This window comes from Pseudoalteromonas luteoviolacea, from assembly GCF_000814765.1.
GTDB lineage: Bacteria > Pseudomonadota > Gammaproteobacteria > Enterobacterales > Alteromonadaceae > Pseudoalteromonas > Pseudoalteromonas luteoviolacea_H.
The window spans coordinates 1,166,023-1,189,522 of sequence record NZ_JWIC01000007.1; the positions used below are offsets into that span (position 1 = coordinate 1,166,023).

21 protein-coding genes and 1 pseudogene are annotated in these 23,500 nt (G+C 42.0%); 8 read left to right on the forward strand and 14 right to left on the reverse strand.

All coding sequences use genetic code 11. From position 1 onward, the window contains the following. Window positions 1–139: 139 nt before the first annotated feature. The 4 genes from JF50_RS19205 to JF50_RS19220 all read right to left on the reverse strand — a co-directional run bounded on the left by JF50_RS19205 (window position 140) and on the right by JF50_RS19220 (window position 6,591). Window positions 140–3,373 carry a two-component regulator propeller domain-containing protein gene (locus tag JF50_RS19205; RefSeq protein WP_152614552.1) on the reverse strand — a complete coding sequence of 1,078 codons (3,234 nt, stop codon included), beginning with the start codon at window positions 3,371–3,373 and terminating at the stop codon, window positions 140–142. Between the two features lie 596 nt (window positions 3,374–3,969). Next, window positions 3,970–4,947, reverse strand: coding sequence for a GGDEF domain-containing protein (locus JF50_RS19210; RefSeq protein ID WP_039610214.1), 978 nt, complete (start codon window positions 4,945–4,947; stop codon window positions 3,970–3,972). 480 nt (window positions 4,948–5,427) lie between these two features. Beyond that, window positions 5,428–6,063, reverse strand: a complete 636-nt coding sequence (locus tag JF50_RS26360; RefSeq protein ID WP_052262326.1) for a hypothetical protein — start codon at window positions 6,061–6,063, stop codon at window positions 5,428–5,430. A 102-nt stretch (window positions 6,064–6,165) separates the two neighbouring features. Then, on the reverse strand, window positions 6,166–6,591 hold the full coding sequence (locus JF50_RS19220) for a GNAT family N-acetyltransferase (protein ID WP_039610215.1): 426 nt from the start codon (window positions 6,589–6,591) through the stop codon (window positions 6,166–6,168). A 288-nt stretch (window positions 6,592–6,879) separates the two neighbouring features. On the opposite strand from JF50_RS19220, the pseudogene JF50_RS19225 reads away from it, so the two are divergent. Beyond that, window positions 6,880–8,819: pseudogene (locus tag JF50_RS19225) on the forward strand (RecQ family ATP-dependent DNA helicase). A 70-nt stretch (window positions 8,820–8,889) separates the two neighbouring features. Here the strand turns inward: JF50_RS19225 and JF50_RS19230 are convergent. The 4 genes from JF50_RS19230 to JF50_RS27860 all read right to left on the reverse strand — a co-directional run bounded on the left by JF50_RS19230 (window position 8,890) and on the right by JF50_RS27860 (window position 13,063). Further along, window positions 8,890–10,905 carry a TonB-dependent receptor domain-containing protein gene (locus tag JF50_RS19230; RefSeq protein WP_039610217.1) on the reverse strand — a complete coding sequence of 672 codons (2,016 nt, stop codon included), beginning with the start codon at window positions 10,903–10,905 and terminating at the stop codon, window positions 8,890–8,892. Window positions 10,906–11,044: 139 nt separating this feature from the next. After that, window positions 11,045–12,382 carry a sensor histidine kinase gene (locus JF50_RS19235; RefSeq protein ID WP_039610218.1) on the reverse strand — a complete coding sequence of 446 codons (1,338 nt, stop codon included), beginning with the start codon at window positions 12,380–12,382 and terminating at the stop codon, window positions 11,045–11,047. Then, window positions 12,369–12,836 carry a response regulator transcription factor gene (locus tag JF50_RS19240; protein WP_327077605.1) on the reverse strand — a complete coding sequence of 156 codons (468 nt, stop codon included), beginning with the start codon at window positions 12,834–12,836 and terminating at the stop codon, window positions 12,369–12,371. The genes JF50_RS19235 and JF50_RS19240 overlap by 14 nt, the downstream gene beginning before the upstream one ends. A gap of 14 nt (window positions 12,837–12,850) precedes the next feature. Continuing rightward, entirely contained in the window at window positions 12,851–13,063 is a 213-nt protein-coding gene (locus JF50_RS27860) for a response regulator (protein WP_327077606.1), read from the reverse strand. 241 nt (window positions 13,064–13,304) lie between these two features. On the opposite strand from JF50_RS27860, the gene JF50_RS19245 reads away from it, so the two are divergent. The 4 genes from JF50_RS19245 (at window position 13,305) to JF50_RS19260 (ending at window position 16,983) form a co-directional block, all read left to right on the forward strand. Then, window positions 13,305–14,411 (forward strand): SGNH/GDSL hydrolase family protein, encoded by a 1,107-nt coding sequence (locus tag JF50_RS19245; protein WP_052262508.1) that lies wholly within the window; start codon window positions 13,305–13,307, stop codon window positions 14,409–14,411. A gap of 159 nt (window positions 14,412–14,570) precedes the next feature. Then, entirely contained in the window at window positions 14,571–15,068 is a 498-nt protein-coding gene (locus JF50_RS19250) for an SRPBCC family protein (protein ID WP_039610220.1), read from the forward strand. Between the two features lie 21 nt (window positions 15,069–15,089). Continuing rightward, the gene (locus tag JF50_RS19255) at window positions 15,090–15,944 is read left to right on the forward strand and encodes an AraC family transcriptional regulator (protein ID WP_039610221.1); all 855 of its coding nucleotides are present in this window, start codon (window positions 15,090–15,092) and stop codon (window positions 15,942–15,944) included. A 118-nt stretch (window positions 15,945–16,062) separates the two neighbouring features. Then, the gene (locus JF50_RS19260; protein ID WP_235423443.1) at window positions 16,063–16,983 is read left to right on the forward strand and encodes an SDR family NAD(P)-dependent oxidoreductase; all 921 of its coding nucleotides are present in this window, start codon (window positions 16,063–16,065) and stop codon (window positions 16,981–16,983) included. 39 nt (window positions 16,984–17,022) lie between these two features. On the opposite strand, the gene JF50_RS27245 is transcribed toward JF50_RS19260, so the two are convergent. The 3 genes from JF50_RS27245 to JF50_RS19270 form a co-directional block, all read right to left on the reverse strand. After that, window positions 17,023–17,163, reverse strand: a complete 141-nt coding sequence (locus tag JF50_RS27245; RefSeq protein ID WP_160290486.1) for a hypothetical protein — start codon at window positions 17,161–17,163, stop codon at window positions 17,023–17,025. Between the two features lie 145 nt (window positions 17,164–17,308). Further along, window positions 17,309–17,914: a hypothetical protein gene (locus JF50_RS19265; protein WP_039610223.1), complete on the reverse strand. Its 606-nt coding sequence runs from the start codon at window positions 17,912–17,914 to the stop codon at window positions 17,309–17,311. A 127-nt stretch (window positions 17,915–18,041) separates the two neighbouring features. Then, entirely contained in the window at window positions 18,042–18,362 is a 321-nt protein-coding gene (locus tag JF50_RS19270) for a helix-turn-helix domain-containing protein (RefSeq protein WP_039610224.1), read from the reverse strand. A 165-nt stretch (window positions 18,363–18,527) separates the two neighbouring features. Here JF50_RS19270 and JF50_RS19275 point away from each other — a divergent pair, with 165 nt between their 5' ends. Continuing rightward, window positions 18,528–18,863 carry a helix-turn-helix transcriptional regulator gene (locus JF50_RS19275; protein WP_080760252.1) on the forward strand — a complete coding sequence of 112 codons (336 nt, stop codon included), beginning with the start codon at window positions 18,528–18,530 and terminating at the stop codon, window positions 18,861–18,863. A gap of 231 nt (window positions 18,864–19,094) precedes the next feature. Here the strand turns inward: JF50_RS19275 and JF50_RS19280 are convergent, their stop codons facing one another. Then, window positions 19,095–19,550 carry an NfeD family protein gene (locus tag JF50_RS19280; protein ID WP_039610225.1) on the reverse strand — a complete coding sequence of 152 codons (456 nt, stop codon included), beginning with the start codon at window positions 19,548–19,550 and terminating at the stop codon, window positions 19,095–19,097. A 3-nt stretch (window positions 19,551–19,553) separates the two neighbouring features. Then, window positions 19,554–20,507 (reverse strand): slipin family protein, encoded by a 954-nt coding sequence (locus tag JF50_RS19285; protein WP_039610226.1) that lies wholly within the window; start codon window positions 20,505–20,507, stop codon window positions 19,554–19,556. 149 nt (window positions 20,508–20,656) lie between these two features. Between JF50_RS19285 and JF50_RS19290 the strand changes: the two genes are divergently transcribed. Further along, window positions 20,657–21,277, forward strand: a complete 621-nt coding sequence (locus JF50_RS19290; RefSeq protein ID WP_039610227.1) for a class I SAM-dependent methyltransferase — start codon at window positions 20,657–20,659, stop codon at window positions 21,275–21,277. A 30-nt stretch (window positions 21,278–21,307) separates the two neighbouring features. Here the strand turns inward: JF50_RS19290 and nudB are convergent, their stop codons facing one another. Continuing rightward, window positions 21,308–21,736, reverse strand: a complete 429-nt coding sequence (gene nudB / locus JF50_RS19295; RefSeq protein WP_052262510.1) for a dihydroneopterin triphosphate diphosphatase — start codon at window positions 21,734–21,736, stop codon at window positions 21,308–21,310. A gap of 668 nt (window positions 21,737–22,404) precedes the next feature. Here nudB and JF50_RS19300 point away from each other — a divergent pair. Further along, a complete protein-coding gene (locus JF50_RS19300) occupies window positions 22,405–23,451 on the forward strand; it encodes a tetratricopeptide repeat protein (protein ID WP_039610925.1) in 1,047 nt (348 codons plus the stop codon). Window positions 23,452–23,500 lie beyond the last annotated feature (49 nt).

The following is a 23,500-nucleotide window of genomic DNA, read 5'->3' on the forward strand; positions in this document are numbered from 1 at the left end:
TCCTTTTGGTATCGCAATTGATAATTATTATCAATTGCGGGTATTGTCTTGTATTCGGTTTAGAAACTCAATAGGGGACGGGTTTATTACTTGTTAATTTGCGTACGCAGAGGCACTTATATGACGAGTTGAGTTGTTTTTATTTCAGGCTCGAAATACTCAATGTGATGGTGATATTAACGCCACCCAATTCACTATGAGCAGCGGAAATACTGCCACCATGGCGGGTAACTAAATCTTGGCAAATAGCGAGCCCAAGCCCAGTTCCCCCTTTGTAGAGAGATTTATTTTTTTCACTTTGATACATTCGTTGAAATATCGTCGTGAGCTCAGAATTTGATACGCTAGGCGCACTGTCTTGAATTGATATTACCAGTTGCCCAAGTTTTAAATAGGCATTTAACTCGATTGTTGTAGGCGGCGCAGTATAGCGAAGACTATTTGATAGCAAATTAGAGAGCACCTGTGTTAAACGATCGATATCGGCATGAATTTTTGTCGTTATTGGTACTTTTATATTGAAATTAAACTGTGTATTGGGTCTCTGTGCTACTCTTGCTTGCGCATCTTGGCACCATGCTGTGAGCCAAGGCTTAACCGCCATATCTTTACAGTTAAGAGCTCGCTCTTCAAGTTCAGTCATGGCCAGTTGCTCGATGTCCGTAACGAGCTGATTAATATCTCCAATACGTCTGTGCAGTAGCTCGTAGGTTTTTTCACTGTCGTCTAATAAGTTGTATTCCAGACCCTCTATGGACATTTTCAATACACTTAAAGGAGTGCGGATCTCATGAGACACTTCAGCAAGCAGTTGCTTTTTTCGAGCTAGTAATGCTTCTGAAAACGCTGCACGATCTTCGATTCTTTGTTGCGTCGCTAAAATCTTAAATCGCCACTTCATAGCCTGATACATAAGCATGAATAAGAGGGTTAACATTAACGCATACGCCCATTTTGTTTGCCACCAAGGGGCTAACAATTGGAAGGAGTAGCTAACAGGATCTCCAACCTTTCCTTGTGAACGGGTTCTCACCTGAAACTCATATTCGCCAGGAGACAAGTGATTATAAGTGATTTCGCTTGATGTGGACGGCTCGCTCCAGATTTCGCTGCTACCGAGAAGGCGAGTTTGGTACAAGGCTCGCTCTGGTGAAGACCAGTCATTGTGCGTGAACTTAAATAAAATTTGCAACGTGTCTGGGGAAAACTGAGTAGGGCTATTTTTTGAATCGGTCGTGGGGTAATTGTATTTTCCGTCCTTATCTAAGGATACGATTTCAAGTAATTGTGTGTTGAGACTCGGAGTAATATCTAGGTGCTCAGGTTTGAAGTAAGTGAGACCGCTGCCCGAGCCCCAGTAGAAGGTGTCATCAAGCATGGTTGCTGTATTGAGGGTGGCATCAACCGCCAAATAACCATTGTCATACACAAAAGCGTCTAATTTGAGCGGACTGGCTGGATCGAAGAGTGATTGTGTGAGAAGACGGTTATTACCTCGCTCTGTGCCTATCCACAGATAACCTTGGTGATACTTTAGCCCAAGCACGATGTTACTACTGAGCCCTTCTTGAGTACTGATATGGCGTCCAAGCCACTGATTTTTCACTTGTGTTAATGCCAAAACGCCTGTTCTGGTGCCGAGAAATAAAGTATTGTTTTCACTTTGTTCGATGCTGTATGCCCAATTACTGGGCAACCCACCTGACTCAGTAAACCGATACACAGTGTCATTGTCCACATAAAATGTACCGTCTCCGTTTGTAACAAACCAAACGCGCTCAGAGTTATCAATAAAAACATCGATTATATATTTGCGCTTAGACACGTCTAATAGCTGTAATTGATTGCCACAGCTACGATAGAGCCCGTTATGTGTTGCCATATATAGACAGTTGTCTGGAGCGGGCACGATTTGATGAATAATATCAGCCGAGAGTCCTTGTTCACGCCAAATATGCACACTATTTTGTTTGCCTAAAACAGTTACCCCTTGGCGACTGCCCAACCAAACTCGACCGTGTTGATCTTGTGCAATACTGTGTATGTAACGATTGTAAATGGGGGCAGCGGGTTCAAGCCATGTTTTATTATCGAGTATTTGTATGCCGGTACCATATTGACCTAACCACAGCCGATCATGAATGTTGGCTAATGCACTGACACGTTCATTGAGCAATCCGCCGCGTCTCGTCAGTAACTTAAAGCCTGTGTCTTTTATTCGATTTACACCACCACCGTATGTGGATACCCAAATATTGCCCTGAGTGTCTTTCATAATATTGCGTATGTGTTTGTCACTCAGTCCGTTTTGTTTATTGAAATTTTGCGCATAGTGGTGACTGACCTTAAATACACCTTGGCTGTCGTCACCCAGCCAGAGCGTATTTTGCTCGGTATCAAAATACATCGTGGTGATATTGGGTGTGTTTATTCCGCTCAAACGTGCCGTAGACAGTGTTGATTTATTAATATGGCAGACATTGCCTGAACGCAGCGCAAAATACACATCACTTGGTGTGCTTGTTACTGTATTTATGGCACCTAAACACGCATTGTGGAATTTAAATTCTGCTAATTTATCTTTGGATAACTGAAATAGGCCGGAGTTTGCGGCAATCCACAGGGTATCTCCGTCAACTTCTAAGTCATTAATTAATTTAAAGGGTGTACGAGGGGAGATTTGCTCAAGGGTATTACTTTTCAAGCGATATAAGGCGTTATTGCTGGAGAAAAAGAGCGTTTCACCAATCGTTGCGACATGGTCTACTTTGCCAGAAAAAGGCTTGTCATCAATTTTTAAGGTATGAAACTGTTGCCCATCGAAAGTATTAAGCCCGTTGTCAGTTGCCAGTATTAATTGCTCTGACGCTGAGGTTTCAATATCCCATACTCTGTTGTTGTTTAAACCATGGCTATCATTGAAACACCTGAAATGATCACCAATATACTGACAGAGCCCTTCACCATTGGTCGCCAACCACAACATACCTGCCTTGTCTTGAACAGTTTTATACACCGCGCCAGTCGGTAAACCTTGTCGAGTAGAAAAGTGTCGTATATCTGACAATGAATTCAGTTCATATTGAGCGGGTTTGACTTGTGTCCAACGTGGGGCGCTGGTGCTATTGTCGACAGCGTCAAAAGAAGCAATAAATGAAGTTTCAACAAAGTGAGATGGTTGTCTGGTAAAGAGGCCTATCTCTGTCCACTTGATGGCATCAGGCTTGTCTAAGTCTATTTGATTAGACTTTTTAAGCACTGGGCTACCTTGGGGCAAGGTGAGTTTTGATGTATCGATCCAGGTAGCCGTTTGGTATTTTTCTGCACTCAATTTGTAAACAGTATTATGCGGTGAAGCATTGTGTGAAGCCACAAAACATGCTGTTATCGCGCATAGTAAGCAAATGATGTGTCGATACAAAAATATACTTCCTAAAGAGAGTTTTTATATAGCCATTAATGAGTGATAAGTTTATTTTTTTATTATGTATTCTGATACATTTTTAGCCTATTTTTACTGTTAAGGCCAATCTACAATTTGAATTTTAGTATAGCTAATTCAGATACATGGCAATCCTTTGAAAGCAAGATTATGTTATCACATTCGATGGATAAGGGAATTAGAAAGTATTGATAAAAAGTAAGAGGCAGTTGGTTCACTATGGCGTCGCCGATGCTTAGAAATTGAATTAATGGGTAGGTCGTTCTATGAGCATGGTAGTACTTTACCCGTAATGGTCGATGTGAACACTGGATCTGATAAGGTTATTGATATTAATATATTGATTCTTAAGCTTTCTTTTGTAAGTGGGTGCTAACATCAGCATTGTTCAAAGAGACACATATATTTGATTTGTCAGCAACCACTTGTTTTACTTAGGCAGAGCCTGTAGGCATGTTTCTCTACTTTGTTAGTTATTTTAAATAACACAACTCAACGAATGAAAACTCAACGCTAGATTAATTGCCTCACTCTTCTTTTTGCTGGGATTTTCTCTGGGCTTTGTTTTCATAGAGGGCTTGATCCGCCAGTTCTAACAGCTGCTCAATTGCAGCATTGGCTGTAATCTCACAGACGCCAAAGCTCATTCCCAACGCAACACTTTCGACTGATAATTGAGACGGCACCAAGTTTTGAATACGTGCAATAAAGCTTTTTGCTGTCTCGGCATCCATGCCTGGGATCAGAAGCATAAACTCATCACCGCCGAGTCGAAATAACTTGTCATTTTTACGTGTATATTGGCTAATCAGCTTGACGAAGTTAACGAGCATTTCATCTCCAATACCATGCCCCAGCTTATCGTTTAATGTTTTAAAGTTATCTAAGTCAATCATGATGATAGAGCATGTTTGTCCATATCTGGTGACACGCTCTGACTCGAGTTCAATATTTTCTATCAGCGTGCGTCGGTTAAGTGCACCTGTTAGTGGGTCTTGTGTTGCGACGCTTTCTGCGGCATGAATTGCTTCGTTATAGGTTCTTACAATCACGGCTGTCAGGAGCAAAACAAGCCCTGACGACATGGCAGATCTCAAGGCAATTTCCATATGCAAACTGATAAAGTTCAGGTAGGTAATGACAGCCCAGCAGCATGAAGTTGTTAAACAGGCCATTTTGAAAGGGAACACCATAAAAACGCCAACTAAGAAAGCGGGTAACCAAATGACAGCAATGATGGGGGACTGGAATGAAAAGTATATGAGTGTACTACCCAATACTGCGCTTAAAACTAGGCACTTTAATACACTAAGCCGCCCTTGTAATAGTCTGACTGAGGTAAAAAGCAATGCAACAATGACAATAACAACCGCGATGGCTAGCCCATAACTATGATCTATGGCGTAATGAATAGGGTAATACAGCAAAAACGCAGCCGTTACGATAAGTAGGTAAGCAGCATAAGTTGGATATCGATTAATGAGAATTGGCTGTGCTTTAGTCAAGGCGCCAAAGCGTTCTTTTAACTTAAGGATAGGAATACCTTCAAAAAAATAAAATATCTACAGGTATAAGTGTAAATCACAATTTTAAATCATCAACAGTGTCCCTTTTTTGAAGGCAGTCATACGATGATTTGTTTGTACTGCTCTGCTGCTTGCGCATCAAAGCTAGGTGCTGCCATGAATGACATCAGAAGTGCTGCACTTACAGTTACTAGCGTTTTCATTTTTAATTCCTTTTGATTGTTTGATAATTGTCCAGTCAAAATTTGCCACCAAAGGATAGCGTTATCAATTTTGTATGTGGAGTTAGTATGACATGTAGGGATCAAGCGCTGTACTTTAGCTTCACAAAGCGCAGCGCTTTTCAGTTATCATCGATAAAGTCAGAGGCTTAAGTTTACCAAGGCTAAGCATCTGCTTTATCCGGTAAAAGTTAGCTCAGCCGTCTAAGGTAAGACTGCGAGTTATGTGTGGTTTCAGCTACAGAGACTCCGCGGATTTGACCACTTTTTGCGGCGCTTCTCGCCATGAAAATCGGCCATCATAAGATTGGCAAACTAATGTGGTATTTCCAGCATCCGCTAAGTATATCTGATTTGTTTTTGATGCTGGGTAACTAAAGTAATCACTGCATTTAGCACTTTGCCCGGGGCCAACGACGACTTGCGTACCGACTTTAACTTTACAACTGACGAGCATATCTAAAGGGGAGTAACTCGGGCAGATCACATTGTCTCGTCGATATTGAGAGATAGAGCCTCGAGGTTTGTCGAAGGTCCACCACTTTCCAAGTTTAGAACCACTGTACTCACTGTTCCATGCACGCCAGATGGTGATCTCTTTTGTCGTAACAAACACCTGCCCTTTACATAAGCCACCTTGTTGCTGCGGCATAACCACGCCAGGTGGGAGCTTTTCATTTGGTAGGAGCTTAAGCCCGGTATGCTGCTCTATTGTACCAATGCAGTCATTCTTTGCCGTTTCCAGTGCGTTTGACTCGCTCGTTAAACTGGTTGTAGTACAACCAAATAGCAATAAAAAGCTGGTAGATATCGCGAGTGGCTTTAATCTACTAGTGATTGTTCTGTAGTGAGGTTGTTGATTTGGCAAAGACATTTCATTGGCTCCCTGTGCTTTTCATACCGACAGTTTAATGTGCATTGATAAAAATGTATCTTTCACTACATTACACGAGCATTTATTTGATCAAACAGGGTACTAACGTTTGCTAAATACACTCTGCTGTTTTGCTTGGGTAAAGCCAAGTCGGTTGTAAAATTCATGGGTTTCCACACGTTTGCAGTTGCACCTAACTCTAAGCTCCACATTTAGCGTTTGAGCATACTGATAAGCTTGTTCAACAAGTCGTCTGCCAACACCTTGCTTTCTGACTTTTGGGTCAACGACTAAACCGCCTATTTCATAAAACATAGCAGAGGCTAGTCGGTGCGCTTTAAACCCGTGAAGCCACCCAGCAATGTGTCCATTTACCTCACATACCCAAACATCATCATTGGTTGATTCAAGTAAATAGGCCAGCCGTTGCTGAGCTTCGTCATAGGTCGTGTTTGAGTAGCCTAAAAAGCTCGATAGTGTATGAATTTTATCGGCGTCAGTGATGGTTGCTTGGCGCACATGTGCCATTAAATACTCCTTATAAAAACATGGGCTTTAATAATACGTGTTTGGATGTTTTGCGCACAAAATAATAGGCGATTGGAACAGTACTGTTCAAATAGAAAGCGATAGATAGCACTCATTGTTTGCACGTAGTGCAAAATAAATGAAATTCGTCATATGTGAAGCAAAGGTGCCCTAATAGCTGGTATCATAAAATACATAATTTTTATGGGCGTGAATTAGCATTTGACCTGCTGTTTGGCTAAATAAGATGGCCAACGCTTATGCTCACACATCACAACGAGACACTTTATGCATCAAGCAGATATACACCAGACGCTAGACCAATATTTTGGATTTAGCGCTTTTAGGGCTGGGCAAGCACAAACCATTGAGCAATTAATTGGTGGCCAGTCTAGCTTGGCGATATTTCCAACGGGCTCGGGAAAATCCTTGTGCTATCAGCTAACTGCTTTGCATTTGCCCAATCTCACGTTAGTGGTTTCTCCACTGCTTGCTTTGATGCAAGATCAAATCGAGTTTTTAAATAAAAAGGGGATACCAGCTGCAAGTTTAGATTCGACGCAAACCTATGAGCAATCACAAAGTGTGATGCAAGGTGTGAGAGATGGTCACATCAAAATTTTGATGGTGTCTGTTGAGCGTTTTAAAAATGAGCGCTTTCGTGGCTTTATCAAGCAAGTGCCCATTTCTATGCTGGTGGTCGATGAGGCGCACTGTATTTCAGAGTGGGGTCATAACTTTAGACCGGATTATTTGAAGTTACCGCAAATTCGCAATGAGCTGAATATTCCTTTGGTCCTGCTATTAACAGCAACCGCAACAAAAAAGTAAAACGAGATATGGCGCATCGATTCGCCATAGATGAGCAGCATATTGTACAAACTGGGTTTTATCGCGCCAATTTAGATTTGAGTATTCAGGGCTGCACCGAGAGTGAGAAGCTGCCGACGATTTTATCGTTTTTAAGCCAGACACAGGACAGCGGCATTATTTATGTCACGTTGCAGCAAACGGCAGAAGATGTTGCAAAACAGCTGCAAGCGGCAGGGCAAGACGCGGTTGCCTACCATGCAGGATTAAAAGATGACGTAAGGCAGCAGATCCAACAGCAATTTATGCACAATGAAAAACGTATCATCGTGGCCACCATCGCATTTGGTATGGGGATTGACAAGTCAGACATTCGCTTTGTTATTCATTATGACTTACCAAAGTCTATTGAAAACTACAGCCAAGAAATTGGCCGTGCTGGGCGAGACGGGCAGCCGTCAAAATGTATTACGCTGGCAAATTTAGACGGGGTGTCAACCCTTGAGAATTTTGTGTATGCAGACACGCCAGAGCTTGGCAATATTGAATCATTGCTTGATGAAATTCGCTCGTCAATGTCGCAAGGGCTTTGGGAAATGCAAGAGCTGAGTGTATCTAAGGCGACAAACATTCGTCTGCTTGCACTAAAAACGGCACTTGTACAACTGGAACTGTTTGGTGTGCTGGAAGCCAAATACGCATTCTATGCTGATTTTCGTTTTAAATGGCTGCACCCAGAAAACAAAGTGCTGAGCTCCTTCGACGCAAATCGCCAAGCGTTTATTCAGCAGCTCGTGTCAAACACCGACTTTAAAAAAGTGTGGGGAACGGTTGATATGGCCGCTTTGGTCAATCAAGGTCTAGAACGGGGCCGCGTGGTAGCAGCATTGGATTATCTACATGAGCAAGGCATGATCTTGCTTGAATCTAAGCGCATGATGCAAGTCTACCAAGTAGATGAGACGGCTTTGAACGCCCCTGAGCTCGCTAACAAGTTAAGTGATTATTTTTCTGATAAGGAGCTTGGGGAAGTAAAGCGCATAGCCGCCATGCTGCGCTTTTTTGAGTTACAAAACTGCTTGTCTAATAACCTCGCCAGATACTTTGACGATCAGCAAGTGCCGCAAAGCTGTGGGCATTGTAGTGTTTGTCGTGGAAGCTCTGCGCAACTGCAATTTAGTCAAGAGCCGCTTTTTCCAGATGATCAGCAATTAAGAGATGACATCAACGGGTTAAAAAACTACCTCAACCAAGCAGGCATTGAAGCGACAGCCGCAGTACTGGTGCGCTTTTTAACAGGCATGACAACACCGATGTCGACGGCCAATAAGTTTAGGCAGAGAGCTGGTTTTGGTAGTTGTAGTGCTTTGAGATATAAACAGGTTGAGAGTAAGCTTTCTCAGCTTGGGTTGGTTTAATCTGGTTGCAATCGCCTAGCAAGAAAAAAGAGGCCTACAAGGCCTCTTTGTTCAGCTGACTAGAATTTTATTATAGTTGCCATGTGATGGTGGCACGAATATCACGGCCAGGCTCTGCAACACCCGTGTCAATTGGGCCGATGGCTGCGTAAGTTGCGTGGTCGTAGTAGAACTTATCAAAGACGTTCTTAATGGCGATATCTAGCTTCACATTTTCGTCGTTCGTGATGTACCAAGTCGCTTTTAAATCATGGACACCGTAACCTACTTTTTCAGGCAGCTCTGTGTTATCCCAAACATAGGTCCCTGAATCATCCAGTCGCTTCACTAAGCGTGCTTGCCAAGCCAGCTCTATCGAGTCTGTGAGTGAGTAGTCTGCACCAAGTGTCAGAGTGTCACCGACAGAGGTACCGATTGACCAATCTTGATCCGAAATCGCGGAGCCCGCCAGTGCTGGGTTAACGTGCGTTTTCCATTCAGGGCGGCTGCTGTTGAACGCCAAAGACACAGACACACGGTCGAAGCTGTAACGCGCATTGATGTTTAAGCCTCTGTTTTCTAAATCGCCGACATTGCTTAGGAAGTTTGCAGGTTGGCTTTCGATGTTTTTCGCAGTAGACACGGCATCATCAATGGTCGACATATACACATCAGCTTGGACAACGAGGTTATCACCAAGATATTTGAAGCCCACTTCGATGTTTTCAGCCACTTCTTTACGTAGGTTTTCATCGTTGTCATAGTAGCCAAGTACAAATAACTCTTTTACTTTTTGACCACGAACAGCTTTAGCATACCCTGTGTTGACTGATAACTCAGGCGTTAGCTCATAAGTTAGATTCAGGTTAGGACTAAAGCCACTTGAGTCAAAGTCAAACCCGTTATCGTCTGTTAGCTCATATTTGTCGTATCTGACACCGGTGCTGATCTGGAATTGATCCGTCACTTGGAAATAATCTTGGATATATAAACCCAGTACTTTGCCTTCTTCTACCCCTGATAGCTCGTAATTAGAACCGATATCTTCCAAAATCGCCTCATCACTTCGGTAGTCGAAGCCTGCAACAATTTTGTGCGTTTCAAATAGCGCCGTATTTTTTAGATCAAACCCTTGTGAGTCATACTCTGCAAAATAGGTGTTTTGGACAACAACACCGGCTCTATTTTCACCTTCAGGATGAGCATGCGTGATAGAGTTCTTCGTTTGATATGCAGAGAAAGCAACATCAATAAGGTCATCTTGTGGCGCATAGAAGTAGTTTAATGTACTTGTAGTGCGCTCACTTTCTTGCGGCAGGGCAAAGTTCTTACGACTTGGGTGCCAGTGTGCGCGAAGTAAACGCGTGCCGTCATCATGGCGCACGTCATGGCTTAAGCTAAACGATTGAGTGCTGGTTAAGTCACCACTGATTTTTGCAAACCCGACTTCTTGCTCTGATTGTGAGTAAGGGATCTCGTCGCCATTACCATCTTCCATGTTTTCAGTGTCGCGTTTGATCAGTGACACAAGTGCATCTATATCTTCAGTTACACGGCCATATAGTGTTGAGCTTGCTTTAAAGCCTTCGCTATTGCCGTAATAGCCTAACTTGAATAACGCGCCAAATTGCTCGTCTGGGGCAAGTAAGTCCGAAGCACTTTTGGTTTTAAATCTCAGTGCACCACCAAGTGCACCTGACCCCGAAGTTGCATCACCCGCACCAGCGACAACATCAACTTGCTTCAAAAGCTCAGGCTCAATAGATAAACGACCTTGGTGGTGGAATAAGTAGCCTGCTTGTAATGCGCCATCAATACTGACATTCAGCATGGTGTCTTCAAGACCACGCACGTAAATTTTCTGTGCGACTGGGTTTGAGCCACCCACAGACACTTGTGGTAAAGATCTAAAAATGTCAGATAAGTCGTTGGCTTGTAACTGGGTTAGATCAGTTTGGTCAATGATCATATCGGCGTCAGAGACTTTTCCATGAACTTCGATGATTTCAATCTTTTGCTGTTGATTGTCTGCCAAAGTAGCGGGAGACGCGAAAGTTGCTGCAGCGACAGCAAGGGCGATAGATGTGCGAGAAAAACCAAACTGCATTGGTGTGTTCCTTTATCTTAAATGAAAATAGTTATCAATACGCGTGTATTATTCATGGTTCTGTCCCAAAACAAAGCACTTTTACAACTGTTACATTTACAGTGACAATTGGCATGTAATTGGGACTAAAAAACCAGCGTTAGAGCTTTATGACGATACACAGTCCTGAATCTGAATTGTTTTTCGCATATATTTGCCCGTTGAGTCGCTCCATTTGGCGTTTGCAAAGCGCAAGCCCCAAACCGAATGAATCGCTTTCTGGCTGCGTATGTGAATAGCCATGGCTGCGATAGAAGGGTTTGAAAATATCTGTCAGTTCATTGTCTGACACACCAGGTCCATCATCAATGATTTGCATGGTGGTGTTGTCGAGCTTCACGAAAATGCTGCTCTTGGCAAAACGGCTAGCATTTCTCATTACATTTTCAATGACTTGGCCAAGGACTCTGGCATCACTATTCAGCGTTTTGGAGTCGGGTAATTCGAGGTTAATTTGTAAATGAGGGGCTTCGAACTTCACCTCTTCCGCAATACAGTCAATTAAGTCGACCAAATCAAAAGGGGTGTTTTCTGTATCTGTATGTGGGCAGAAGCGCTCATTTTCGAGCCAAGTGAGTGTTAAGGTGTTTTCGGCAAGTTCTCGCATGGTATGGGTGTTTTTGGTTACACGACTGAGCATATCTTGCTGATCTAATCCTGATTTATGGCACTCCAGCGCAGTTTCAATACGGGCTATGGGGGTGCGTATTTCATGAGAAAAATCCGCAATGAACTGCCTTTGTGCACGAATGGTGTTGGCGGTACAGTTAGCCATTTTGTCAAAAGTGGCTGCAATTTGCTTAAATTCGGCATCGCGACTCGAGATTTTGTCACCAATTCGGCTGTCTAAGTCACCATCTGCAAAGGCGCGGGTACTTTGCTCTAGTTGTTTGAGTGGCTTCATAATGGCGCGATATAACAGCCAGCAAATGCCCGTTAAAACTAAAAATGGCACACAAAATTGCAGCAAAATATAAGCAATTTGCCAATAATTACCCGGGCGCATATGACTGGGTAACTGGATCAAAAAGTGGGTTTTGTCATCTGCAAACGGAATGTCCATGACAGGGTTACGGGCAAAGTATAAGTGGATTTTCCATCGTACATCCCGACCAAGGGTAAACTCGTCTAGGTAGTACTGCTGAAGCTGCGTGCCTGCCAGTGGCGTCAGTTCGCGCTGTACCACCGCCGCCCAAGTATCATGGTCTCGCTCTATGTTTTTTACATATTTACTGAGTGCAGCCATGTCTCCTGACAAATATAATTGCTCGGCTTGCTTGCCCAGTGCGATGAGCTCTTGCTGATGCGCGACTTTAATTTGGCTCATCCTAAACTCAGTGTGGTTGACCAAGTAGTCAATCACGGCAAAGAGTAAAATAGAGCCTGCAATGACTAACGCACATAGGCGTAAAAAGTAAGAAGCTCTAAGATTGAACATGCAAACGATACCCTTTGCCATGCACTGTGGTGATTGACTCGGGGCTGAGCCCAACTGCAACGAGCTTTTTACGTAAGCGGCTGAGGTGCATGTCTAAACTGCGGTCATATCGGCTGAATTGACGTTCAAGCACGCTTTGATATAAAAACGCTTTACTGAGTGTCTCTTTATGGTTGTGTGCTAACTGCCATAGCAATTTAAATTGAATGGCAGTAATGTCTAGCGGCTCTGTGTTATAGGCAGCGAGCTGTTTTTGTCTGTCCAAATGTAAGTCAGACAGCGTAATCTCAAAGGGCGTTTGCGCTTGTGTGTGGCTCGCATGAACACGTCTTAAAATCGCTTCAATGCGCAATACCAGTTCATCAAGGTTAAAGGGTTTAGATAAATAGTCATCCGCTCCTAAGCTTAAGCCTTTTATGCGTTCTTGCTCAGCACCACAGGCGGATAAAATCAAGACTGGTGTGTGTTTTATTTTCTTAACTGGGCCAAAATTTCATAGCCTTCCATGCTCGGCAAGCGAATATCTAGGATAATGAGGTCGTAATCCACCGCGAGTGCTTGACTAAGTCCTTGTTCTCCATCATGAAGACAGTCGACCTGATAGCCTCTGTTATTAAGTAGGGCGCAAACTTGCTGGTTGAGAGTAATGTCGTCTTCTACGACTAAAATACGGTTGTTCACAGATCTGTGTCTTCTAAAATGAGAATGATTGTATTTTAAGATTATTGCACTTGTGCATACAATAGTGACTAGGTCGAATTGTGAACAGATGTTTGCTGTATGAGTTTTTTTCAAATGAAATGGGCTGTATTTGAGGGTGGTACTTAATGCGTGACTAATTTGGCGGGCACTGTGTGCATTGCATATCGATATGTGATGTTGAAATACGGTCTCGGATACAAACTAAATTAAGGAATGACACATGTTAAGGTTAATATCTATTAAGTTATCACTGTTAGTGGCTTTTCTCAGTTGCAGTAGTGCGCTGTTGTCTAGCACCGCGTTTGCAAAAAGCTATCAAGCGACGCACCATGCCATTGTTTATGAAGGGCGAGTCAGCAAGCATTACAGTAAAGGACAGGTTGAGTTTAACTGGCCAGGCACGCAGCTTAAAACCAAGTTAGTAGGCAAATCACTGAAGGTGACACTCGCTGGTTATGGCGATCAGTTTGATGTGTTGGTGAACGGTCAGCTGCATAAAAAAATTGTGACCAATGCAAATGGCAATTTTGAAGAGCATGTTGTTTTTACACAGCAGGAAGCCAAAATGGTCGAGATTGAAATCGTCAAGCGCTGGGAAAACTATGGTAACAATACCAAAATACTGAGCTTTTCAACGGATGGCCGCTTAGAGGGTATTTGGCAGCAGCAACCCCATATTTTATTTGTTGGAGACTCAATTAGTGCCGGTTTTGGCAGTGAATCCACTAAACGCCAGTGTACTTGGCAGGAGATTGTAGATAGCAGCAATGCCAGAGTGGCTTTTCCTTATTTGACCGCATCCATGCTTGAAGCCAGCTTCACACAAGTGTCTTACTCAGGGCTGGGCTTAATTCGTAATTGGAGCGGTAACGACCCACACCATGATCTTCGTACTTATTTAGACAAAGCCTCTGCGGTATTTGGCGATAATAAAGCGTATGAAGATACACATCCAGATTTGGTTGTGATTGAGGTGGGCACGAACGACTTCAGCACAGATCCCCAGCCTCATGAACCATGGACAACCATTGAAGAAGTCAAAGCCGACTGGATCTCTACCATGGTCGAGTTCGTCAATACGGTACGTTATCGCTACCCGAATGCACCCATTATATTTATGCCAAGACCGGCTTATCCCTATGACTTCATCATACCTGCGACATTAGAGGCAAAAACCAAGCTTGAAGAGCAAGGGGTTGATAAGTTGTACTCACATACCTTCTCATCACCATTAGAGGGGTGTATTTGGCATCCGACCAAAGCAGAGCACACGGATATCGCGAATAAACTGTCTGCGTTTATCAATTCGAATGACTTGTTAAATTAAAGACAATTTAAAACAATTTTACATAAGCCTATCTGTTGTATAGCAGATAGGTTTTTTGTTTTAGTTATTCAAGTGAGTTTATACAGCAAGAAATATCAAAAAAACGCAGTCGTTATTTTTTAAAGTACACCTATCAACGCAACACACACAGGTGTATTTATGAAAGTAACTAAAAAAATCATCATTAATAAATCCGCAGAGCAAGTTTGGCATTTGATTGCCCATGAGTTTGATAAAGCCCACTTATGGATGGTACCTATTCCTAACTCTGTGGCAATGGGCCGCGGCAATAGTAAAACAGGTGCACCGATGGAAGGGCGCATTTGTGATTTAAACGCCGATCCCAATGGCGCGAAAGTCAAAGAAGTTATCACCGACTTTAATGAGCAAAAAAAGCAGTTGGCATTTGATGTGTTGCCCGTAAACAACCCTAAAATTGTGCCAATTAAGCAAAACCATGTATCCATGTCTGTGCGTGCACTTAATCCAAACCAAGCTGAGGTAATTTGGGTTGCTTCTCCTGCGCTTAAATTATTTGCTTATCCATTTTATCCGTTGTTAAGGCTGGTATTTCCGGTGGCGTTTGGCAAACTACTCAAAGGCCTTAAAGCGTATGCTGAGTCACATGTGCTCAAAGTAAATACGGCACAAGCGTAATTATTATTAACGAGGTATGAGATGGACCGTTTTTTTAAAAGTATTGAGTACATAGAAGCGCATCTATATGACAAGATAAGTGTACATGAAATTGCGACATCCGCTCATTATTCAACTTATCATTACAGTAGGGTGTTTAAAGCTTTGGTTGGAGATACACCAAAAGAGTATTTACGTAAAAGGCGTTTAACGCTTGCTGCAAAACGATTACTCACAGACGATGTCGGCATTTTAGATTTGGCGATAGAGTGCCAATTTGAGTCACAAGAGGCATTTACCCGTGCGTTTAAGGCGTTATTTGATATGACGCCTGCCCAGTATCGCAAAATAAATGAGCCATTTAGGTTGTTGTATAAAAAGCCGGTAAGCCAAGAAGATCTCGCTTTTTTACAAAACAACTTGAGCATGGAGCCTGAGATCATTGAGCAACCCGCGATGAAAATCGTCGGTATCGCCACTCAGTATGATGATGGAGACCTAAGCCTACCCAAGCTATGGTCAGGGTTTAGACCCTATCGGGATAAAATTCCTAATCGTGTCGGCAGTGACTTTTTTGGCATTTATGAAAATTATGAAGAGTCGGAAGAGGTAACTCGGTTTGTTTATATTTGCTCTGCACAAGTTGAAAACTTTGACGATGTCCCTGAAGGCTTGATAACCCGCGAGCTAGCGGCGCAAACCTATGCGCGTTTTACCCACATAGGACCGATCGCAAAACTAGAAGAAACCCTGCGCTACATTTGGGGTAGTTGGTTACCTAAAAGTAAGTATGAGTATGCCAATAAGCCTGATTTTGAATTGTTGCCAGCAAATTTCAATGATGCAGATCCAAACAATAAGATTTACTTGAATATTCCAATAAAACCCAAAGCCTGATTTATCAGGCTTTTTTTATGCCTGAATTTTAAAGACCGCAAAAAATATCAAAAGTGCATTTCGCGCTTCATTTAATCTAACCTCATTGAGTTTTGACGTTCTTAAATGAAAAGGGGTTATGATGATTAAGCGTGTTTTAATTACAGGTGCAAACGCAGGTTTAGGGAAAGAAGCGGCTTTGCAGCTTGCAGCACGCCCAGAGGTCGAAGTGGTTTATTTAGGCTGTCGAAATAAACACAAAGCCGCTGCTGCGCAACAAGCACTTGAGCAAATCACAGGGCGGAATATTTTTGAGGTGCTCGAAATAGACGTCAGTAACATCGCTTCTGTTGAGCGTGCTGTACATGATTTACCGCAAAGTGTTGATGCGCTCATCATGAACGCTGGTGGCACAGGGGGAAAGCGTTTTTCAGCAATTAATAGCGCTGGCGTGACAGAGATCTTCGCGGTGAACTTACTCGGTCACAGTGTGCTGACAGAGAGGCTTTTGAAGTGTGGCAAGCTGACACAAGTTGCCGTTTATGCAGGCTCTGAAGCTGCCAGAGGAGTACCGGAAATGGGCATGCCCAGACCGAGCTTAAGCACCTCATCTGTTGCGGAGTTTATAAGTATCTGTGATGGCTCTGCGTTTGCAAAAAACCAAGATGCAACAGCACATTATGGCCCAATCAAATACATGGGCGCGCTGTGGATGTCAGCAATGGCGAGGCGTCATCCTCATATTAAGTTTGTGACTATGAGTCCAGGTGCGACCAAAGGCACTGAAGGGTTTAACACACTCCCGTTTATCAAACAGTATGCCATGAAAGGCATGATGCAAGTCATGTTGTGGCTTGGCAAAGTGCACCGAGTTGAGACAGGCGCAGCGCGGTACTTAACGGCGATATTTGATGCAAATTTAGAGTCAGGCCGATTTTACGCCAGTAAAAAAGGACTAACTGGCGCGCTCAGTGCCCAGCATCATGTGTTTGCAGATTTAGATAACCCCCAGTTTCAAGACAATGCGCTGCTGGCGATTGAGCGCTTCGGTGTTAAATAAAATATAAATGTCCCCAATGAGTGGGCGATGTGTAGATGATTATTTAGTTGGGAAGTATCCGCCAATGCGTTGCTGTCTAGGGTCAGAGCCTTTACTTGTATTACTGCCTGCAAAGATCTGTGTGAGTAGCTTTTTATCTTTAATTGGCTGTTTTTGTTGCTTTAGTTTTGTGTTTTGCATATCAGTCCTTTATGCGTTTTTTAAGGCGCAAAAACTGCGCCTTGGTAGTGGATTATTTGGTAGGCTTAATGTGAAGCTATTCTCTATTAACATACTCATTAGCTAGATAATAAAAATAAATGCTAATCGTGTTTTTTAGTGAGCTTCACTCTTTTTCAACTGAGAGTGCTTCTTCTGAGCGGTGGGCATACACACTGGCGAACAAACAAATGCCAGCCAAACTCAGCAATATTGAATTATAAATTTCTAGATTGTAATACATATGTGTGACTTCCCAAAGATGGCGAACTTCCTCTTCAGGGAACCCGAGCCTATCCAAATTACGTATGAAGTTTTCACCTAATGCGTATAAGTCTACAAAAAGGTAAAGCATAAACACATAAAATAAGCTGTTTGCCATATCAAATAGCTTTGGCTCTTCTCTTAAAAAATAAACTGCTGACCTCCTACAGTATAAACAGATACATAGATTTAATATTAATGAAGAAGAAAAATACCAAGTGTTTTCTGTAAAGCCAGTATATTTTCCATATACAAAGTTATCCAGCGCTGCAATTGTTATAATCTCAATTAGCGTGAATACTATCAAGTATAGAATAAATATATTCATTTTTGGCAAGTGGGTTGTTTTATAAAAAGCAAAAGCCAAACAGACTATAAATATACTTCCTTCATAAATAGGCATGTTCATGCTGTAAATGGCAAAACCAACCGCGATAAAGATAAGCAATAGCTTGGTAAATGGTTTCACTCAACCTCCTTGGAATTCATTTTGGGTAATCGTTACTGGCGGATAGTCAATGTCTACGCTTTGTTGCCTAGGTCCTGAACCTTTAGCTGAAGTATATCCAGCAAATACCTGTTTAAGTTGATTATTATTAATCTTTTGTTTTATCTTCATTTTTTTCATCAGAGGCCTCTAATTGGGGTTCTTTTTCGATACAAGCGTTATTGTATTTTCCAGCAACTCCAGCCATGGAGGCCAAAAAACCGTACACATCTATCTTACACCCATTGTGTAATTTAGTTAACACGCTTTGAGGAAACTCAGACGTCCCATTTAGGTAGTTATTCATTGTACTGCGTGACACACCCGCTTTTTTGCAACCTTTTGAAACAGAGCCTTGTTTTGCAATGAGTTCTTTCCTTACAAAGTGCCTCAGCTTTTCCCCGAATTTAAACGGGTCAATTTCATCCATAACCTAAACACCAGATTAAAAATTAAATGCATGTTAACTTCTTGTGTTTGTTTTATCAACAAATGTTGGTGGTGGTAATTGTAATTAAGTTGTCCAGATTCTGGAACACGGGTTCTGTTAAATTGTGTGTACTCATTATTTTATAAGGTTTGGAAGGAAATCATCATGACCTTTGAATACGCTATTGAATCCAATTATACGACGACTGACTGTACGACGAAGAGAAGCTTCATACATAATAGGCCGGCAAGGCAGCTACGTGTGTCGCAGTTTAAAATGAATATGCAAAAATCAATTCGCCGATTAAGAAAAAGCAAAAAATTAACGCAAAGGCAGCTGGGTAATATTCTGGGTGTTGATCAGGCGACCATCAGTAATTTTGAGAGTGGCAAAACGATTATGACGTTAGATTTAGCCTATGAGCTTATTCTCGTTTTTGGCTGTGACTTTTATGTTGAGTGTGATTTATCCGGGATTATGAGTTTACCTAAAGCCAGTTAGAGATATATTCAATCTTGTTTAAATAGCACTGTGCAAATCCATTATAAAAAACAAGTTCTGTATATAACTTGTGTTATGGCTTGGCAAGTTGCTCAGCATTATTTATTTGCCGGAAGTTAAATAACCCACCGTTTCAATACAACGCCTTGCTGGCGATTGAGCGTTTTGCTGTGAAATAAAAACGCCCACATTAAGTGGGCGGTGTGTTTAGCGTGACTCTGTAAAGTCGTATTATTCAGCAGGTGCGACCCAGAGTACGCCGACGGACTTTTCGACGACCTTCACTTGCACGCCTTTTTCGATTTCTGTTTTACTTTTCAATTGCCATTGAATACCTGAATATTGATAAAAGACGGGGCTTTCATTGTTCAGGTCTTGCTCCAGCGTAAAACTAATATCTGCAAAGTCACTGTCTACTTTTTTGCTATCTTGTTGTAACTGCATTGCTTTGAGTGGTTTCCATAACACACCAGCAAGTAAGGCTGTCAGCACACCATTTATCCATGCGGCATTTAATAAACTGGGCTCAACAAGCCCAAAGTACATAAATATACCGCTGGTGATGAGGGATAAACCTAAGAAAAACAGTACAAAGGTTGCAAACCCCAAGATAATGACTTCAATGCAAAGTGCAACTAGGCCAAAGATGATCAGTGCTTGGGGTAGATTGTCAGTTATAAACGCCATAACTTACCCATTTCTCTTGCTATTTAATGTGTTAATTATAGACATTCCCTGAGCGACAAGAGAGCTCGCATCAGTGCCGTTGTCAGGAAGTAAGACAACGGAAGACTCTTTTGCGATGGCTTCTTTCGCAGAGATTGCCTTAGTGGCTAAATCAAGTTGTATGGCTTTTTGACCTTCTTCAGTATTGGCGGCCTCACCGACTTTTTTAAGTGCATCAGCTTGTGCTTCTGCGACGGCAATAATGGCTTTGGCTTCACCTTCCGCTTTGAGAATTTGCTCGGCTTTTTCAGCTTCAGCGGCGAGTACTTGGGCTTGCTTTTTACCCTCAGCAACATTGATTTCGGCTTGACGGTCACCTTCAGACTCTAAAATTTGTGCGCGCTTAACACGCTCTGCTTTCATTTGCGCTTCCATGGCTTCCATCACTGAATTTGGTGGCACAATATCTTTGATTTCATAACGCAGGACTTGAATACCCCAAGGTTCAGAGGCCGCATTGATGGCCGTTACTATATTGGTATTGAGCATGTCACGTTCTTCAAACGTTTTGTCCAACTCCATTTTACCCAGCTCACTACGCATGGTCGTTTGCGCTAATTGTGTTACCGCAAACACATAATCATCGACGCCGTATGTTGCTTTGTATGGATCAAGGACTCTGAAATAAAGTACTCCGTCTACCACAAGCGAGATGTTATCGCGGGTGATCGCTGATTGAGAAGGCACATCAGTCGCTTGTTCTTTTAAGCTTCTATCGGCAGCGACTTGATCGATAAAGGGGATGATAAAGTTTAAACCAGCTTCTTTAGTAGATTGGTATTTACCAAAACGCTCAATGATCCAAGCGCGATTTTGCGGTACAAACTTGATTGAACCTTTTAAGATAAAAATGACGAAAATCAGCAATACTGCTTCGATGGTGAACAAAAAGTTCAGTATTGTGGTAACTGGATCCATAAGAAAATACTCCTTTTTTATGCAATTGCTATAACAATAGCATGATGTTGACTAGAGTTAAATTGGACAGGCTTGTTGTCATTTTTTTGTTATACAGTTTACCTAACATAGATACTAAGAGTAGTTTTAACTTTACGAGGCACAGAGAAATGAGTGCGCAGTACTATGAGCAAAATGCATTAAAGCTAGCAAAGCTATATCAGTCAGACAACTTTGAGTCATTACATGCCAATTGGTTGACCCATTTAATTCCATATTTACGAAAGCAAACAGTACAGTTTTTGGATATTGGTGCGGGGGCTGGACGAGACGCTAAGTTTATCGTCGAGCAAAACCAAGAAGCTGAAGTGGTCGCTGTGGAACCTGTTAGCTCGCTCAACAGATTAGGGCAAGCTTATACTAGGGAGCTTCCTATCACTTGGTTACGAGATGAGTTACCTTGTCTTTATGAGGTAAAAAAACGATACGAATCTTTTGATGTAATTTTGGTGAGTTCTGTTTTTAATTATTTGGACGACAGCGCTTGTGTTCAAGCGCTGATCACAATTAGGCACTTACTGAAGCCGCAAGGCTTGTTAATTGTAAAGCTCCGTCATTGCGAAGATCGCGTGCATTTAACTCAGCGTGGCCTAAGTAATATCAATGCTGAAGTACTCATTGCCATGGCCGACAGTGCTGATCTCACTCTAGAGCTTTTGACTGATCTTGAGCCAGATGCACAAGGCAGAGCCCATACAACTTGGCAAACGTTATTATTTAAGCCGACATAGCTGCATGATATATATAGCATTAGTATAAAACTATATCGCGAGTATCTCTTTTTGGTTACTCGCTGACCATACTTTATCTGCGGCCTGTTGTTGGTCCAGCCAAACATAGTCAGTGTGCTCTTCATCACACAAGGTAACTTGGATATCATTGGGGACGCACACGCTGAAGACATGTTCACAATTAATGAGCGCGTTACTTTCGTAGCGATAGCGCCATTGTGGCCTAATCTCATAATGATTGATGACGTCGTGTGATTTAATGTTTAGTCCTAGGGTGTGTGCATCAATACCCGTTTCTTCCTTAAGTTCCCGATAAGCCGTTGTTAACGGCTGCTCTCCACGGTCGACCCCGCCAGTTACAGATTGCCAAAAATCAGGGTCATCTTTTCTTTGTAGAATTAAAAATTGTTTATTTTGATTGTATATAACGACGAGTACAGAAATGGGTTGGCGTAACATTATATTTTCCATGAGGATGTGTACCAAATTATTATAACAAATTGATACGCAGGAAGGGGGAGTTAAGGTTATAAAACAATAAAAAAAAGGCAGGCAAACGCCTGCCCAATCTCCAATAGCAATAATCTTTGCCAAGGAAATACCCAATAAACCAATATCCTTATCAGTAAGCTCTACTTCTCGGGAGTTCTAGGAGTCACTTAAAAAGGTGGTGTCTCCAAAGGAACAACTTCATCCTACATGGATGTTTTTAAAATGTAAACCATTTTGGGGTAAAAAATTGTAAATGTGTACATTTTGTGTTTTTTGTTCTTTTTTGTTGTATTTTTATGCGTTTTTTCATATGGGTTGAAAAAATCTATTATTTACAGTGCTATAAAAATACTCAAAGTAAGATTGTTACAGTTGGTACATTTATTGGGTACTTAACTGTGTTTGTATGGTAATGAAAAATAAGGGTTAAATTTTATTGGGGATATTTATGTTTGTATTAATTATTTTATTTTGTTAAATAATTGTGTTTTAACTTGGTGTCGTAGGGGCCAATTTAAGCGCACTAGATGCTTGCAAGGCAGGCTGTGAGCCAGCGCAGAAATTCTGTGGTCTAGCTTGGTTTTCAGTATGTTCTATACCATGCTTAAACTAGAACATGAAAAAATACAGACACTATGTTTATCGCATTTTGGTTATCTGTGGTTGTTGTGATGTCGCCGAGCGAAATGTTCATGACCCTCAATAAATTAAAAGAACTGAATAGTAAAAACCCACAACAAGCTGCGCAGGTTTTTCGATCTGTGCGTTTACGGTTACCCAAAAAACCTAGCAGAGGTTTACTCGAGCTATATTTGGTCGGATTAGAGTCTGGCGTGAGAGTCAATGATGCTGACGTAGTACAGCATATTGTGTCGATCCTTGAAGGAGAAAGCTGGCGTGATACTGTGGAAGGCGCAGAGCTTGATATTGCCACAGCTGTGGCAATTTACCATCGCCGAATCTTCGATTATGCGTATGCTGAAACATTAAATGAATGTGCTATTTCGTATGCCGCTGATCCGAAAGAGTTTGCAAGAGTCGCAAACAATATGGCTGTTGTGTATCGATATAGTGGTCAACCAAAGAAAGCGCAAAATATATTAAAAGAGTCTTTAATGTTGGCCGAAGACAGAGAGGTTGTCGCAAATATCAAAAACAACCTAGGCAACATCTATTTTGACCAAGAAAAATACCGTCATGCGCAACTGATGTATATTCGGGCCTTTCGCTTTCATTCTGAAGTAGGGCAGGCGGGTTATGCTGCGGGAACGGGGCTTAATTTATTAAATACACAGATATTTTTGGGTGATTGGCCAAGCTTTGAACGGTATCAATCGTCAGTCGCACTGGAAGTTAAGCACAGTGGACAACAGGCTTTTAGGTTGTTTTATATGTGGCAAAGCTATCTCAATGATCACGTTAACAAACATGCGCTTTTAGACGATGACAGGGTCAATGCGTTAGTTGAATCAATACCAATATTGCTAAAGAGTGAGTTAGGCCCATCACTTTCACACTATTCGGGTCTTTTCAAAAACGCAGTGTTGCAAAGCAAGCTTGATGAACAGTTAACTAAAACACCAGATATCAAGGGGATGAGTGAACCAAATGGCATCAGAATTAAGCTCGAAAAGCTCTGTACGACCAGAATAATTGCAAAAAAATACTTTTCTAATCGTTAATATAGTTTGAAATTGGTTAAAAAAAGGTCAATAATCTAGTTTCCTAAAT

What these genes read in the sequence shown, in the direction of transcription:
- JF50_RS19245 (WP_052262508.1), top strand. Translation starts at nt 13,305, where the DNA reads ATGTTAAGGTTAATATCTATTAAGTTATCACTGTTAGTGGCTTTTCTC.
- JF50_RS19260 (WP_235423443.1), top strand. Translation starts at nt 16,063, where the DNA reads ATGATGATTAAGCGTGTTTTAATTACAGGTGCAAACGCAGGTTTAGGG.
- JF50_RS19300 (WP_039610925.1), top strand. Translation starts at nt 22,405, where the DNA reads ATGTTTATCGCATTTTGGTTATCTGTGGTTGTTGTGATGTCGCCGAGC.
- JF50_RS19285 (WP_039610226.1), bottom strand. Translation starts at nt 20,507, where the DNA reads ATGGATCCAGTTACCACAATACTGAACTTTTTGTTCACCATCGAAGCA.
- JF50_RS27245 (WP_160290486.1), bottom strand. Translation starts at nt 17,163, where the DNA reads ATGCAAAACACAAAACTAAAGCAACAAAAACAGCCAATTAAAGATAAA.
- JF50_RS19220 (WP_039610215.1), bottom strand. Translation starts at nt 6,591, where the DNA reads ATGGCACATGTGCGCCAAGCAACCATCACTGACGCCGATAAAATTCAT.
- nudB (WP_052262510.1), bottom strand. Translation starts at nt 21,736, where the DNA reads ATGTTACGCCAACCCATTTCTGTACTCGTCGTTATATACAATCAAAAT.
- JF50_RS19235 (WP_039610218.1), bottom strand. Translation starts at nt 12,382, where the DNA reads ATGTTCAATCTTAGAGCTTCTTACTTTTTACGCCTATGTGCGTTAGTC.
- JF50_RS19275 (WP_080760252.1), top strand. Translation starts at nt 18,528, where the DNA reads ATGACCTTTGAATACGCTATTGAATCCAATTATACGACGACTGACTGT.
- JF50_RS19255 (WP_039610221.1), top strand. Translation starts at nt 15,090, where the DNA reads ATGGACCGTTTTTTTAAAAGTATTGAGTACATAGAAGCGCATCTATAT.
- JF50_RS19230 (WP_039610217.1), bottom strand. Translation starts at nt 10,905, where the DNA reads ATGCAGTTTGGTTTTTCTCGCACATCTATCGCCCTTGCTGTCGCTGCA.
- JF50_RS26360 (WP_052262326.1), bottom strand. Translation starts at nt 6,063, where the DNA reads ATGTCTTTGCCAAATCAACAACCTCACTACAGAACAATCACTAGTAGA.
- JF50_RS19270 (WP_039610224.1), bottom strand. Translation starts at nt 18,362, where the DNA reads ATGGATGAAATTGACCCGTTTAAATTCGGGGAAAAGCTGAGGCACTTT.
- JF50_RS19250 (WP_039610220.1), top strand. Translation starts at nt 14,571, where the DNA reads ATGAAAGTAACTAAAAAAATCATCATTAATAAATCCGCAGAGCAAGTT.
- JF50_RS19280 (WP_039610225.1), bottom strand. Translation starts at nt 19,550, where the DNA reads ATGGCGTTTATAACTGACAATCTACCCCAAGCACTGATCATCTTTGGC.
- JF50_RS19290 (WP_039610227.1), top strand. Translation starts at nt 20,657, where the DNA reads ATGAGTGCGCAGTACTATGAGCAAAATGCATTAAAGCTAGCAAAGCTA.